Consider the following 14,333-nt stretch of genomic DNA (forward strand, 5'->3'; position numbering starts at 1 on the left):
GGACGAGCGGCGCGGGGAGGCGGATCGGGAGCAGGATTGTTGTCGAGCGCGACCGCCCGCGTCATCCGGTGTAACCCTGATCGGGGGACGCATACCCGGTGTGGATGCGGCAGCGCAGCAGACGGCGATGGGGTTTCCGCCAATTTGTGCGCTTGTTCACGCTGCCTACAGTGCAAGGATGAAACCCTTCCTCGCGCTGCTCGGGCGCGCCTTCGTGACGCTTCTGCTCCTGGCGCCGCAGTTGTCGGCACAGGCCGTCCCGGCAGAGGCCGTGGGCGCGGGCGCACGCCCGAGCGGCGGCGAGCGGGCACCGATCCGGGTGGGCGTGTCGGGGCCCTTCTCCGGTCCGTCGGCGCCGATGGGGCTGTCGATGCGCGAGGGCATCCGCATCGCCGCCGAGGAGCTCAACGCCGGCGGCGGCCTGCTCGGTCGGCGCATCGAGCTCGTCGAGCGCGACGACGAGGCGAGCAACGAGCTTGGTGCGCAGATCGTGCGCGACTTCATCCATCGCGAACGTGTCACCGCCGGACTGGGCATCGTCAATACCGGTGTCGCGCTCGCCAGCCAGCGCCATTACCAGATGGCGCGCATCCCGGTGATCACCTCGGTCGCCACCGGCTCGCTGATCACCAAGCAGTTCCAGCCCCCCGATTTCACCGAGAACTACGTGTTCCGCGTCTCCGCCAGCGACACCTTGCAGGCCGCGGTGATCGTCGAGGAGGCTGTCGGCCGGCGCGGCCTGACCCGGCTCGCGATCCTGCATGACGCCACCAACTACGGGGTGCTGGGAAGCCAGGATCTCATCGCAGCCCTGGGCACGCGCGGGCGGACCGCGGTGGTGGTCGAGCGCTTCCAGTTGCGCGAGACCGACATGCGACCGCAGCTCGAACGCGCACGCGCCGCCGGTGCGCAAGCCGTGCTCACCTATGGCATCGGCCCCGAGCTCGCCCACATCGCCAACTCGATGGCCCGCCTCGGATGGCAGGTGCCGATCATCGGCAGCTGGACGCTGGCCATGTCGAGCTTCATCGAACTCGCCGGCCGCAACGCCGAGGGCGCACGCATGCCACAGACCTTCATCGCCGAGGCACGCAGCCCGGCGCAGGCGGCCTTCCTCGCGGCGTGGGAGCGCGCCACCGGCAGCGTGCGTATCCCGGTGCCACCGGCGGCCGCACAGGGCTACGACTCGATGCAGCTGCTCGCCGCGGCGATCCGCCAGGCCGGCAGCCTCGACGGTCCGCGCATCCGCGAGGCGCTCGAAAACCTGGATGCGGAGGTCGATGGCGTGATCATGCGCTATCGCCGCCCCTTCTCCCGCGACAACCACGAAACCCTGCGCAGCGCGCGCCAGATCCACCTCGGCGAGATCCGCGACGGCGCCGTGGTGTTCGCCCACGAGGCGGCGCCGGAGAGGCCGGGACCATGAGCGCGAGCGATCAGGGAGCCGATTTCGTGTTCACCAGGTGAAAACATATTGCACATTGCGAAAAGACGTTTTATATTTTGAAACGCTGACCGTGCGGCAGCCGGCATGGTCGTGCCCGTAACCAACAACCCGCCTGTCCCGCCAGACAGGAATCGCCAACTGAACGTCATGAGGAGACAAACCATGACCGGAATCAGCACCGTTCTCCCGCAAACCGACACGGATGCGCAGGAAACGAAGGAATGGCTGGACGCGCTCGCCGCCGTCGTCGAACACGAAGGCCCCGAGCGCGCCCACTACCTGATCGAGACCCTGATCGCCACGGCGCGCCAGGAGGGGGTGAACATCCCCTACTCGGCCACGACCGAGTACATCAACACGATTCCGGCCGAGCGCCAGCCGCCCTACCCGGGCGATCCGGATCTGGAGATCAAGATCCACTCCTACATCCGCTGGAACGCGATGGCGATGGTGGTGCGGGCGAACAAGGACACCAACGTGGGCGGTCACATCGCCTCCTTCGCCTCGGCGGCGGCGCTCTACGACGTGGGCTTCTCGCACTTCTGGCACGCGCCCTCCGAGGCGCACGACGGCGACCTGATCTACTTCCAGGGCCACTCGGTGCCGGGCGTGTATGCGCGCGCGTTCATGCTGGGCCGTCTGACCGAAGAACAGATGGACAGCTTCCGCCAGGAAGTGGGCGGCAAGGGCATCTCGTCCTACCCGCACCCCTGGCTGATGCCCGACTTCTGGCAGTTCCCCACCGTGTCGATGGGCCTGGGTCCGCTGTGCGCGATCTACTCGGCGCGCTTCATGAAATACCTGGCCAGCCGCGGCCTGATCGATCCGGCACGCGCGCAGCAGCGCAAGGTGTGGGCCTTCCTGGGCGACGGCGAGACCGACGAGGTCGAATCGCTGGGCGCGATCGGCATGGCCGGCCGCGAGGGCCTGGACAACCTCGTCTTCGTGATCAACTGCAACCTGCAGCGCCTGGACGGCCCGGTGCGCGGCAACGGCAAGATCATCCAGGAGCTCGAGTCCGAGTTCCGCGGCGCGGGCTGGAACGTCATCAAGGTCATCTGGGGTACGGCCTGGGATGCGCTCTTCGCGCGCGACAAGAAGGGTCTCCTCAAGCAGCGCATGATGGAACTCTGCGACGGCGAGTACCAGACCTTCAAGGCCAAGGACGGCGCCTACGTGCGCGAGCACTTCTTCAACACCCCCGAGCTGCGCGCGCTGGTGGCCGACTGGACCGACGAGCAGGTGTGGAACCTGAACCGCGGCGGCCACGACCTGTTCAAGATCTATACCGCCTACAAGGCCGCCTCCGAGCACAAGGGCCAGCCCACGCTGATCCTCGCCAAGACCATCAAGGGCTTCGGCATGGGCCAGGCCGGCGAGGCGATGAACATCAGCCACCAGCAGAAGAAGATGGACGTCGAGGCGATCCGTCGCTTCCGCGACCGCTTCGGCCTGCCGGTGCCCGACGACAAGCTCGAGGAGTTGCCCTACCTGAGGTTCGCCGAGGACTCGCCCGAGCACAAGTACCTGCTCAAGCACCGCATGGACCTCGGCGGCTTCCTGCCGCAGCGCCGGCGCAAGGCCGCTGCGCTGGAGATCCCCGGCCTGGACGCCTTCGCCGCGCTGCTCAAGGCCTCGGGCGAGGGGCGCGAGCTGTCGACCACCATGGCGGTGGTGCGCATCATGAACACGCTCCTGAAGGACAAGCAGATCGGCCGCCACGTCGTGCCGATCGTCCCGGACGAGAGCCGCACCTTCGGCATGGAGGGCATGTTCCGCCAGTACGGCATCTGGAACCAGCAGGGCCAGAACTACGTGCCGGAAGACCATGACCAGCTCATGTTCTACAAGGAGAGCCAGACCGGCCAGGTGCTGCAGGAAGGCATCAACGAGGCCGGCGCGATGGCCGACTGGATCGCTGCGGGCACCGCCTACAGCGTGCACAACGTGCAGATGATCCCGTTCTACATCTTCTATTCGATGTTCGGCCTGCAGCGCACCATGGACCTGTGCTGGGCGGCGGCCGACCAGCGCACGCGCGGCTTCCTGATCGGCGGCACCGCCGGTCGCACCACGCTGAACGGCGAAGGCCTGCAGCACGAGGACGGCCACAGCCTGATCATGGCCAACATGATCCCCAACTGCATCAGCTACGACCCGACCTTCCAGTACGAGGTCGCGGTGATCGTGCAGGACGGCCTGCGCCGCATGTTCGCCGAGCAGGAGGACGTCTATTACTACATCACGGTGATGAACGAGAACTACGAACATCCCGAGATGCCCGCCGGCGCCGAAGCCGACATCCTCAAGGGCCTTTACCTGTTCCGCAAGGGCGGCGAGGCCGCGGCGCCGCGCGTGCAGCTGATGGGCTCGGGCACGATCTTCCGCGAGGTGATCGCCGCCGCCGAGCTGCTCAAGGCCGACTGGGGCGTGGAGTCCGACATCTGGGGCGCGCCCAGCTTCAACGAGCTGGCCCGCAACGGCCACGACGTCGAGCGCTGGAACCTGCTGCACCCGATGGAGGAGCCAAAGAAGACCCACGTGCAGCAGAAGCTCGCCGGCTTCGCAGGCCCGGTCGTCGCCGCCACCGACTACATCCGCATGTTCCCGGAGCAGATCCGCTCGCAGCTCGACCGCAGCTTCGTCACGCTGGGCACCGACGGCTTCGGCCGCTCGGACACCCGCGAGCAGCTGCGCCACTTCTTCGAGGTGGATCGCCACTGGGTGACGCTGGCGGCGCTGAAGGCGCTGGCCGACGCGGGCACGATCGGCCGCGACAAGGTCGCCGCCGCGATGGTCAAGTACCAGCTCGACCCGTCCAAGCCGAACCCGATGTCGGTCTGAGCGCGCAAGGAGACTGAGAACATGAGCCAACTCATTGAAGTGAAAGTGCCCGACATCGGCGATTTCGACGCGGTGCCGGTGATCGAGCTGTTCGTGAAGGTGGGCGACACCATCAAGGTCGACGACGCGATCGCGACGCTCGAATCCGACAAGGCCACCATGGACGTGCCGTCCTCGGCCGCCGGCGTGGTCAAGGAAGTGCTGGTCGCGATCGGCGACAAGGTGTCCGAGGGCACGGTGCTGATCAAGCTCGAGGCGGCGGGCGCCGCAGCGGCGGCCCCGGCGCCGGCTGCGGCCGCCGCACCCGCGTCCGCTGCAGCCCCCGCTGCCGCACCTGCAGCGGCGCCCGCTCCGGCAGCCCCCGCGGCGGCCGGTGGCGGCGTGGTCGAGGTGGTGGTGCCCGACATCGGCGACTTCGACGCCGTGCCCATCATCGAGCTGTTCGTGAAGGTGGGCGATACCATCAAGGTGGACGACGCGATCGCCACGCTCGAATCGGACAAGGCGACGATGGACGTGCCGTCGTCGGCCGCCGGCGTGGTCAAGGAAGTGCTGGTCGCCCTCGGCGACAAGGTCGGCCAGGGCAAGGTGCTGATCAAGGTCGAGACGGCCGCTGCGGGAGCAGCGGCAGGCGCGAATGCAGCGCCTGCGCCCGCTCCGCTCGCGGCAAGCGCCGCTCCTGCGGGCGCACCCGGCGCCGCCCCGCTCGCCGACGGCGGCCCGAGCGCGAGCGCCCCGACCTCGATGCCGGTCGCCTCGCCCGCCGCCCCGTCTGCGGTCACGCTCGGTGGCAAGGTGCATGCCAGCCCCTCGGTACGCGCGTTTGCGCGCGAGCTCGGCGTCGATCTCGGCCAGGTCAAGGCCACCGGTCCCAAGGGTCGTATCCTCAAGGAAGACGTCGCCGGCTTCATAAAGGCGGCGATGACGAGCGGCGTGGTCCCGGGCAAGACCCCGGCCGCCGCCGCGGCGGGCGTGAGCCTGGGTGGCGGGCTGGATCTGCTGCCGTGGCCCAAGGTCGACTTCGCCAAGTTCGGCGAGATCGAGGTCAAGCCGCTCTCGCGCATCAAGAAGATCTCCGGCCAGAACCTCGCCCGCAACTGGGTGATGATCCCGGCGGTGACCTACCACGAGGACGCCGACATCACCGACCTGGAAGCCTTCCGGGTGCAGATGAACAAGGAGTACGAGAAGTCGGGCAAGAAGCTCACCATGCTCGCCTTCATCATCAAGGCCTCGGTACGCGCGCTGCAGGAGTTCCCCGAGTTCAACACCTCGCTCGATGGCGACAACCTGGTCTACAAGAAGTACTTCAACATCGCCTTCGCGGCCGACACCCCCAACGGCCTGGTCGTGCCGGTGGTGAAGGATGCCGACAAGAAGAGCGTGTTCGACATCGCCGCCGAGACCGGCGCGCTCGCCAAGAAGGCCCGTGACGGCAAGCTCGGCCCGGCCGACATGTCGGGCGCGTGCTTCACGATCAGCTCGCTCGGCGGCATCGGCGGCACCTACTTCGCACCCATCGTCAATGCGCCCGAAGTGGCCATCCTCGGGGTGAACAAGTCGGTGATGAAGCCGGTGTGGGACGGCAAGGCTTTCGTGCCGCGCCTGACGCTGCCGATGTCGCTGACCGCGGACCACCGCGTCATCGACGGTGCGCTGGCCACCCGCTTCAACGTGTACCTCGCGCAACTGCTGGCGGACTTCCGCCGGGTGATGCTCTGACACGGTGAGGAGTGAGGCGTGAGGGGTCGGGGGGCGAAAAGCTCCTCCCCCCGACGCCTTCCTCTTCCGGAAACTCCTCACGAGGTGATGAAGATGAGTCAAATGATTGAAGTGAAGGTGCCCGACATCGGCGATTTCGATGCGGTGCCGGTGATCGAGCTGTTCGTGAAGGTCGGCGACAGCATCGCGGTGGACGATGCGATCTGCACGCTGGAATCCGACAAGGCCACGATGGACGTGCCGTCCTCCGCCGCGGGCGTGGTCAGGGAAGTGCTGGTCAACCTGGGCGACAAGGTCGGCGAGGGCGCGGTGCTGATCCGGCTCGAAGCCGCCAGTGCCGCTGCAGGAGCGGCGCAAGCCGCGAACACGGCGCCTGCCTCCCCGCCGGCCTCCGCACCTGCACCCTCCGCGGCTTCCGCCGCTCCTGCGGCCACGCCGAGCGCCGCCCCGGCGGCGGCGAGCCACGCCGGCGGCGCCGACGCCGAATACGACATGATCGTGCTCGGCGCCGGCCCGGGCGGCTACTCGGCGGCCTTCCGCGCCGCCGACCTCGGCCTCAAGACCGCGATCATCGAGCGCTATTCGACGCTCGGCGGCGTGTGCCTGAACGTGGGCTGCATCCCGTCCAAGGCGCTGCTGCACGTCGCGGCGGTGATCGAGGAGGCCGAGCACGTGCATACCGCCGGCATCCAGTTCGCCAAGCCCTCGGTCGACGTCGACGCGCTGCGCAAGCACAAGGACGGCGTGATCGGCAAGCTCACCGGCGGGCTCGCCGGCATGGCCAAGGCACGCAAGGTCGACATCCTGCGCGGCTACGGCAGCTTCCTCGACCCCAACCACCTCGAGATCGAGGAGACCACCGGCGCGAGCCAGGACAAGACCGGCGCGAAGAAGGTGGTGAAGTTCCGCAACTGCATCATCGCCGCCGGCTCGGCCGCGGTGCACCTGCCCTTCCTGCCGCGCGACCCGCGCATCGTCGACTCCACCGGTGCGCTCGAGCTGCGTCAGGTGCCGGGCAAGATGCTGGTGATCGGCGGCGGCATCATCGGCCTGGAGATGGCCACGGTGTACTCGACCCTGGGCGCACGCATCGACGTGGTCGAGATGCTCGACCGCCTGATGCAGGGTCCGGACGCCGACGCCGTGAAGGTATGGGAGAAGCAGAACGCCCACCGCTTCGACAACATCATGCTCAAGACGAAGACCGTGGCGGTCGAGGCCAGGGACGACGGCCTGTGGGTGAAGTTCGAGGGCGAGAAAGCCCCCGCCGAGCCGGTGCGCTACGACATGATCCTGCAATCGGCAGGCCGTTCGCCCAACGGCAACAAGATCGGCGCCGAGAAGGCGGGCGTGATCGTCGGCGAGCGCGGCTTCATCCCGGTGGATGCGCAGATGCGCACCAATGTGCCGCACATCTTCGCGATCGGCGACATCGTCGGCCAGCCCATGCTCGCCCACAAGGCAGTGCATGAGGGGCACGTCGCCGCGGAAGTGGCAGCCGGCCATAAGGCGGCCTTCGACGCCACCGTGATCCCGGGCGTGGCCTACACCCATCCGGAAGTGGCCTGGGTCGGCTACACCGAGGCGCAGGCCAAGGCCGAGGGCAAGAAGGTCGATACCGCCAAGTTCCCGTGGGCGGCCAGCGGGCGCGCCATCGCCAACGGCGCCGACTACGGCTTCACCAAGCTGATCTTCGACGCCGAGACTCACCGCGTGATCGGCGGCACCATCGTCGGGCCGTCGGCCGGCGACATGATCGGCGAGGTGTGCCTGGCCATCGAGATGGGGGCCGACGCCACCGACATCGGCAAGACCATCCACCCGCATCCGACCCTGGGTGAGACGGTGGGCATGGCCGCCGAAGTGGCCCACGGCAGCTGCACCGACCTGCCACCGATGCGCAAGAAGTAAGCATTCGCGGGCAGCAGAAAAAACCCCGGTGCCGCTGTTGCGGGACCGGGGTTTTTTATCGTCTGAAGAATGACTCAGAACTTGTAGTTGATGCCCGCGTAGATCGAACGGCCCGCACCCGGGACCGGCGTGCCCCACAGCGGAACCGCGCCGACCGGGTTGCTGGTCATCGTCGTTCCCTGGCCGACATAGGCGCCGCCGAGCGGCAGGTAGTAGAACTTGTCGAACACGTTCTCCACGCCGAAGTCGACGCGCACCTGCTTCCAAGAATAGCTCGTCCGCAGGTTCACCAGGTTGTAGCCCGAGGTCTCCTGCTCGTTGCGCACCGCCGAGATGTCGTCCTTGGACTGTGCGGCGAACCACTCGAGCGCGTTGTCCCAGCCACCATGCTGGTGCGTCAGCGTGAGCTTCACGTTGAGCGGCATGATGTTGTAGAGGTTGTCGCCGGTCTCGCGGTTCTTGCCGTCGGTGTAGTTGAGCACCCCACGCAGCCCGAATTCGCCATAGGGCGTGCTCGCCAGCGGCATGCGGCCCGAGAGGTCGATGCCGTACAGGCGAGCCGACTGGTTGGCGAGCTGCAGGAAGACGAAGCTGTTGGTCGCGGAGAGATTGGCGGCCGAGCATGACCCGCCGAGACTCGTCGGACAGCGTACTGCATCGATGTAGTCGGTGACCCGCGAGTAGAACGGCGTCGCCTTCAGCTCCCATTTGCGGTCGATCGAGTGCCAGTCGAAGGTCGCCGATACGGTGCGCGCCTTCTCGGGCTCGAGGTTGATGTCGCCGATGTAACCGTTGCCGTCGCCGAACCAGTTCACCATCAGCATTTCCATGCCGCGGCTGTACCAGCTATAGCGCTCGTAGAGGCTGGGCGAGCGCACCTTGCGCGCGAAACCCACCTCCACGTCGAGCGTGGGATCGACGGTGTATTTGGCCAGCAGCGTCACATCCCAGTTGTTGTCCGTGCGTTCGCGATCAGCGCTGTTGAAAGCGGGCACGAGCATCGTGGCAGGGGCCACAGCGTTGTTATATGCCTGCACGGGACCGGTATCGGTCTTCACGCGCTCGTAGCGCACGCCCGCCAGGGTGGTCCATTGCGCACTCGGCTGCGCCTCCCACTCCGCGAAGACCGCGTTGCGATCGCGCTCGCCGTCGTTGATGTTCCAGAAGGTGTTCGGCCACATCCCGCCGCCCGATGCCGGCCACCAGTCGTCGAGACGATAACGCTGGATCTCGGCGCCCACGCGCAGAAGGTCGGTCGCCGAAAGATCCACGTCGCCCTTGAGCGCGAAGCCCGTGTTCTTGCTCTCGGTGTTCATCGGCATGCCCGCTGCGCAGGACGGGCTGAGCGGCGAACACGGCGTACCGTTGAGAACTGTCGGGCCTCCGGAGCCGATGATGACGTCGTTCGCTACGCTTCCCCCATACCAGTAGCGTTTGTCCGCACCGAAATCCATGAAGTGCTCGACCTTCTCGTGGTAGGCGCGCGCCTCGAGCTTGCCCCAGTCGTACTTGCCCTGATAGCGCAGGTTCACACGCTTCTGGTCGTTCTCGAGCATGTCCATGCGCTGGTTCGGCCACAGCTCATAGGGGATGTCCTGCAGGCCGACCTTGGCCTCGAACAGGTGGTCGCCGCCCTTGAAGGCGAAGCCGAGTTCGTGGTTGCGGCTCTTGTAGGCGGTGGAGCCCACTTCGTCGAGCGCCAAGGTATGCCCCACCCGGCCCGTCGCCGTCCGCGTCTTGAACGCCCGCGCGGCCTCGTAGTTGTCGCTCTCGGCCGTCGAACCTGCATAGCTGACGCTCAGCGAATCACTTGCGAAAGTGGCGCCGAGATTACCGCCGCGTGCATTGCCGTTGCTGCGGTAAAACGCCCCGACCTCACCCGTCATCAGCGTCTTGCCGTCCTCGGCAAACACCGGCGCCTTGGATTCGGCAACGATGGTGCCGGCGATGCTGTCGCCGCCGACGCTCACCGGCGAGATGCCCGGATAGACCTCGAGCAGGCCGACATTGGAGGGGTCGAGGTAGGACAGTGCCGGGTTCATGTGGTTGGGACAGGCCGCGATCAGGTCCATGCCGTCGACCTTGATGCGGATGCGATCGTCGGCCAGACCGCGAATCGACGGCAGGCTGGAAACCCCGCCCGAGCCGTAGAGACTCACGCCCGGCACATCGCGAAGAAGCGACGCAGCATCACTGGTGGCGGGCTTCAGAGACTGCAGTGCAGGGGCGTTGACCACGGTTCCACTGTTAGTGGCCGCGGCCTCGGGCGCTGTGACGATGACGCGCCCGAGCGTCGTCTCCTGGGCAAGGGCGAGCGCCGGCAGCGCAAGGGAAATCGCCACGGCGAGTGGCAGACGTCGAAAGTTCTTCTTCATGATGAGTGTTCTCGTTGATCGGGCCTTCCGCCGGACCCACACGGATCGCAGGCATGAGAACGCCCTGCCGATCGCCCGCGGGCGATCGGACATCGATTCGATTGTCGAAAAGCAAACTCGCGGGCCGCGGCGGTCAGGGCGGCCCGAATGCACGTCGGTGGATCGCTGTGATCCCCGAGGCTCAGTGCTTGCCGTGCTGCATCTTCATCGGCGCATTGAGCGGACGTGCCGGCGCGGTGAGCTCGATGGTCTGGCGGCTGCCATCCTTGTTCTCGACGGTCAGCGTCACCGGCACCTGGTCACCCTCCTTCACCTGAGCCTTCAAATCCATCAGCATCACGTGGTAACCGCCAGGCTCGAGTTCGACGTCCTTGCCGGCAGGGAGGTCGAGCCCGGGGATGCGGTTCATCTTCATGACGTCCTTGTCCATGAGCATCTCGTGGATCTCGACCACGCCAGCGACCGGCGAGGCGGCGGACACGAGGCGGGCGTCGGTGTCGGACTTCACGCGCATGAAGGCCCCGGTGGCCTTCTGCGCGGGCACGGTGGCGCGCACCCAAGGCTCGGCGACGGTGACTTCGGCGTGAGCGACGGCGCTGCCGAAAAGGGCGAGGGCGGCCAGCAGCGGTGCGGCCAGGAACGACTTCTGCATCGTGGATCTCCGATCGTTGGAGGATTGCGGTCCGCACGCGACGTGCCGGCGCGCTCCGGCAAAGACAGCGAAGAACGCGGGTTTGCGTGCGAAGGGCTCGCACGACCGGCAGGCCGGCGGGCGAGGAAGGGACTTCGGGCGGGGGAAAGGACCGCTACGGGGAACACGCGCGGCGTTCGCGCGTGCGCAGGGTCAGGCGCGCGCGGGCGGCGCGCGCGGATGCGCGGACGACCACGCGAAGAGCGGTCGCGGGGCGACGAGGAAAAGCGTGGGGAGTGGCGTCCCGCCGGCGACGGCGAAGGAAGGCGAGAGGTCGGCCGCGGGCGCCAGCACGTTGCCGAACTGCGCGAGACAGTAAGGACACTCCTCGAGCGGGAGGGAGGACGGGTGCGAATCGGAGTCGGCGTTCATCGCACCGACGTCACCATGGAAGGCGGCCTCGTCGACACTCAGTTCCACCCACTCCATCCCGACGGCAGAGCAAATCTGCACGAGGTAGCGGCCGTTGTCGTCGGGCCCCATCGCGCGGCTCGCTGCCGGCGCCAGCGCACTCAACGCCATCGCGAAGATCGCGATCCAGACGTGAAGACGATGACGAAAGCGCTGCATGGGGGGATCGGATCCGTGGAAGCCACAACAACACGGCGGATTCTACCGGATCGGTCCGTGCTTGAATTGATCGTGGTCAGGTTTGCACCGGCTGCCGGCCGATGCATTCGCGAGCGCGCACCCAGGCGACGAAATCCGTCAGCGGCAGGGCCGGGGCATGCAGGAAACCCTGGATGTAGTCGCAGCCCATGCCGGCGAGCAGTTCGGCGGTGCGACCGTCCTCCACGCCCTCGGCAGTGACCTCGATGCCGAGACGGTGCGAGAGGTCGATGATCGCGGCGGCGATCTCGCGGTCGCGCGCCGAGGCGAGCAGGTCGATGACGAAGCTGCGATCGATCTTGACCTCCTGCACGGCGAGCCGCTTGAGCCGGCTCATGCCCGAGAAGCCGGTGCCGAAGTCGTCGATCGACAGGGCGACACCGAGCTGGCGCAAGCGTTGGAGCACCTCCGAGACGCTGCTGCCCGAGCGCTCGTCCATCATGCTGGTCTCGGTGATCTCCAGACACAGCCGGCCCGCCTCGAGGTTCCAGGTCGACAGGGCCTGGCCGATCAGGTCGGGCACCTCGGCGTCGTAGAGGTCCGTCGCCGAGAGATTGATCGAGATGTCGATCTCCAGGCCTTCCATGCGCAACTCGTGCAGGACCTGCGCCGCCTGCTGGAACAGCCAGCGATTGAAACGGTGACGCAGGCCGAAGCGGTCGATCAGGCCGATCACGACCGGGGGCGGCACGAATTCGCCCGCGCTGTTGCGCCAGCGCAGCAAGGCCTCGGCGCTGCGGCACTCCGTGCTGGCGAGGTGGACCTTGGGCTGCAGCCAGAGCTCGAGCTCCGGCCCCCCGGAAAACGCGGTACGCAGGTCGCGCTCGAGCAGGGCGACGTTGGGCGCGCTGCGCTCCATCGAGGCTTCGAAGAGCAGGCTGCCGCCGTCCGCACGCCCGGCGACCAGACCGGCGATGCGTGCCGACTGCAGCAGGTGGAAGCCGTCCTTGCCGTGGTCGGGCGACATCGCCGCGCCGCACACCACGCGTACCGGCAGGTCGAGGCCGTCGACCACCAGCAGGCCATCGTTGAAGGTCTGCTCGAAGCGCAGCATGCCGAGTGTGAGGACCGCACTGCTGGCCACGCTCGGCAGCACGATCAGCCATTCCTTGCCATCGACCGCGAACAGGCGGTCGCGACTGCGCAGCTGGGCGCGGATCTGACGCTCCATGGCGCGCTCGAAGCGGCGCAGGTGCTCGAGCGGGAGGCGATAGAGCGCCGCATCGGGCTGGGCATAGAGCGAGATGACCCCCACTCCCCGGCCCTCGGTCGCGATCTCGGCCATCCGCGCCGAGACCTCGGTGAGCGCGGAGAGAAAGCCGTTGGGGATCAGCGAATCCATGTTCAGGCGAGGAAGAAGTCGTTGGGATCGATGCCGAAGGCGTTGGGCGGCAGCGCCTGCAAGATGCGATAGGGCTCGCCGTCGGCGGTGTCGGGCTGCATCAGCAGGTCGAGGGTGCGCGGGAAGCGCTCCACACTCTTGTCGGGGGCGAGCAGCACGAGCACACGCGGCTGCAATCGGCGCACCTGGTTCTGTTGGATCACCACGCCGACCTCGCCGCTGTTGAGTTCGACCAGGGTGCCGATCGGATAGAGGCCGATGCACTGCAGGAACTGGTCGACCAAGGTGTCGCGGAACTGCGTGTTGCGCAGCTGGTTCAGCGTCTCCATGGCGCGCTGGCTGGAGACGGCCTCGCGATAGACGCGGTCGCGGGTCATCGCGCAGTAGGCGTCGGTGATGCCGGCCATCTCCGCCGGCAGCGGGATGCTCATGCCTTCGAGCCCGCGCGGGTAGCCGGTGCCGTCGAAGCGCTCGTGGTGCGCAGCGATGGTCGCCAGCACCTCGGCGTCGAAGTCCCGGTGCGCCTGCAGCAGGCGCACCGTGTGGGTGACATGGGCCTTGACGTGCTCGAACTCACGCTCGTCGAGCGGCCCGGGCTTGCTGAGCAGACCGTAGTCGATCTGCACCTTGCCGATATCCTGCAGCAGGCCGGCGAGGCCGAGCTGATGCACCTGCTTGCCGCTCAGGCCCAAGAAGCGCGCGAACACCATCGCATGCACGGAGACGTTCACCGCGTGGTCGTAGGCGTACTGGTCGGTGCGCTTGAGGCGGGTGAGCCAGAGCAGTGCGTCGGGGTTGCGCTGCACGCCGGCGGCCATCTCGCCGACCAGGCCGCTGATCTGGGGGACGTCGATGGCGACATTGCTGTCGATCGCGAGCTGGGTCTCGCGCAAGGCCCGGAACACGTCATCGACGATCGGTGCCGAGTAGAGCAGCTCGGACTCGAGCCGGCTGCGCCCGTCCTCGATGCGGATGCGCGGGACGTGCGGCTGACGGAGGGTGTGGATCTTGCCTTTGAAGCCGCGCGCGACCTTGATGAAGCGCTGCGCCCCGACACGCGATTCGGTGACGTCGGGGTGCTTGCGCACGAACCCGTCCGCGCCACGCAGGGGCGCGTCCTTGTCGAAGACCTTGGCGCTGTACTGGTCGCCGATCGAGCGTGTGCGATCGATCGTGACCGAACGGCAGTAGTGCTGCAGGGCCCGGAGCTGGTCGACATTCTCCAGCAGGAAGCCCTGCATCATGAATGGTGTCTCGGTCCATGGACGATCGATAGCGACGACGAACATGCCGATCTTCAATTCGCGCGTCGAAATCGTCTGGTTCAATCCATTCCCCCGCAATGCTGTCCGCCACCGTGACCAGCCGGAACCTCTTAACGGCTGACGCTTC

Annotated in this window: 9 protein-coding genes; 4 read left to right on the forward strand and 5 right to left on the reverse strand. The window is 67.2% G+C overall.

Annotated elements, in window-relative coordinates:
* The first annotated feature begins 178 nt into the window (after positions 1-178).
* From ACZ5PP_RS07580 to lpdA, 4 genes are all read left to right on the forward strand, one after another.
* The gene (locus tag ACZ5PP_RS07580; protein WP_004298192.1) at positions 179-1,426 is read left to right on the forward strand and encodes an ABC transporter substrate-binding protein; all 1,248 of its coding nucleotides are present in this window, start codon (positions 179-181) and stop codon (positions 1,424-1,426) included.
* A 183-nt stretch (positions 1,427-1,609) separates the two neighbouring features.
* Positions 1,610-4,291, forward strand: coding sequence for a pyruvate dehydrogenase (acetyl-transferring), homodimeric type (gene aceE / locus ACZ5PP_RS07585; RefSeq protein ID WP_464826932.1), 2,682 nt, complete (start codon positions 1,610-1,612; stop codon positions 4,289-4,291).
* Positions 4,292-4,312: 21 nt separating this feature from the next.
* Positions 4,313-6,013: a dihydrolipoyllysine-residue acetyltransferase gene (gene aceF / locus ACZ5PP_RS07590; RefSeq protein ID WP_464826933.1), complete on the forward strand. Its 1,701-nt coding sequence runs from the start codon at positions 4,313-4,315 to the stop codon at positions 6,011-6,013.
* 93 nt (positions 6,014-6,106) lie between these two features.
* Positions 6,107-7,924, forward strand: coding sequence for a dihydrolipoyl dehydrogenase (gene lpdA, locus ACZ5PP_RS07595; protein ID WP_464826934.1), 1,818 nt, complete (start codon positions 6,107-6,109; stop codon positions 7,922-7,924).
* Positions 7,925-7,998: 74 nt separating this feature from the next.
* Here the strand turns inward: lpdA and ACZ5PP_RS07600 are convergent, their stop codons facing one another.
* The 5 genes from ACZ5PP_RS07600 to ACZ5PP_RS07620 all read right to left on the reverse strand — a co-directional run bounded on the left by ACZ5PP_RS07600 (position 7,999) and on the right by ACZ5PP_RS07620 (position 14,269).
* A complete protein-coding gene (locus ACZ5PP_RS07600) occupies positions 7,999-10,299 on the reverse strand; it encodes a TonB-dependent receptor (protein ID WP_273424487.1) in 2,301 nt (766 codons plus the stop codon).
* A gap of 181 nt (positions 10,300-10,480) precedes the next feature.
* Positions 10,481-10,951 (reverse strand): copper chaperone PCu(A)C, encoded by a 471-nt coding sequence (locus ACZ5PP_RS07605; protein WP_004317828.1) that lies wholly within the window; start codon positions 10,949-10,951, stop codon positions 10,481-10,483.
* A gap of 192 nt (positions 10,952-11,143) precedes the next feature.
* The gene (locus ACZ5PP_RS07610; RefSeq protein WP_004317831.1) at positions 11,144-11,560 is read right to left on the reverse strand and encodes a DUF2946 domain-containing protein; all 417 of its coding nucleotides are present in this window, start codon (positions 11,558-11,560) and stop codon (positions 11,144-11,146) included.
* A 76-nt stretch (positions 11,561-11,636) separates the two neighbouring features.
* Positions 11,637-12,941: a GGDEF domain-containing phosphodiesterase gene (locus ACZ5PP_RS07615; protein WP_004317833.1), complete on the reverse strand. Its 1,305-nt coding sequence runs from the start codon at positions 12,939-12,941 to the stop codon at positions 11,637-11,639.
* Positions 12,942-12,943: 2 nt separating this feature from the next.
* A complete protein-coding gene (locus ACZ5PP_RS07620) occupies positions 12,944-14,269 on the reverse strand; it encodes an HD-GYP domain-containing protein (RefSeq protein ID WP_012585864.1) in 1,326 nt (441 codons plus the stop codon).
* Positions 14,270-14,333 lie beyond the last annotated feature (64 nt).

Source organism: Thauera sp. DNT-1 (assembly GCF_055393985.1).

What these genes read in the sequence shown, in the direction of transcription:
- ACZ5PP_RS07600 (WP_273424487.1), bottom strand. Translation starts at nt 10,299, where the DNA reads ATGAAGAAGAACTTTCGACGTCTGCCACTCGCCGTGGCGATTTCCCTT.
- ACZ5PP_RS07615 (WP_004317833.1), bottom strand. Translation starts at nt 12,941, where the DNA reads ATGGATTCGCTGATCCCCAACGGCTTTCTCTCCGCGCTCACCGAGGTC.
- ACZ5PP_RS07605 (WP_004317828.1), bottom strand. Translation starts at nt 10,951, where the DNA reads ATGCAGAAGTCGTTCCTGGCCGCACCGCTGCTGGCCGCCCTCGCCCTT.
- aceE (WP_464826932.1), top strand. Translation starts at nt 1,610, where the DNA reads ATGACCGGAATCAGCACCGTTCTCCCGCAAACCGACACGGATGCGCAG.
- ACZ5PP_RS07580 (WP_004298192.1), top strand. Translation starts at nt 179, where the DNA reads ATGAAACCCTTCCTCGCGCTGCTCGGGCGCGCCTTCGTGACGCTTCTG.
- lpdA (WP_464826934.1), top strand. Translation starts at nt 6,107, where the DNA reads ATGAGTCAAATGATTGAAGTGAAGGTGCCCGACATCGGCGATTTCGAT.
- aceF (WP_464826933.1), top strand. Translation starts at nt 4,313, where the DNA reads ATGAGCCAACTCATTGAAGTGAAAGTGCCCGACATCGGCGATTTCGAC.
- ACZ5PP_RS07610 (WP_004317831.1), bottom strand. Translation starts at nt 11,560, where the DNA reads ATGCAGCGCTTTCGTCATCGTCTTCACGTCTGGATCGCGATCTTCGCG.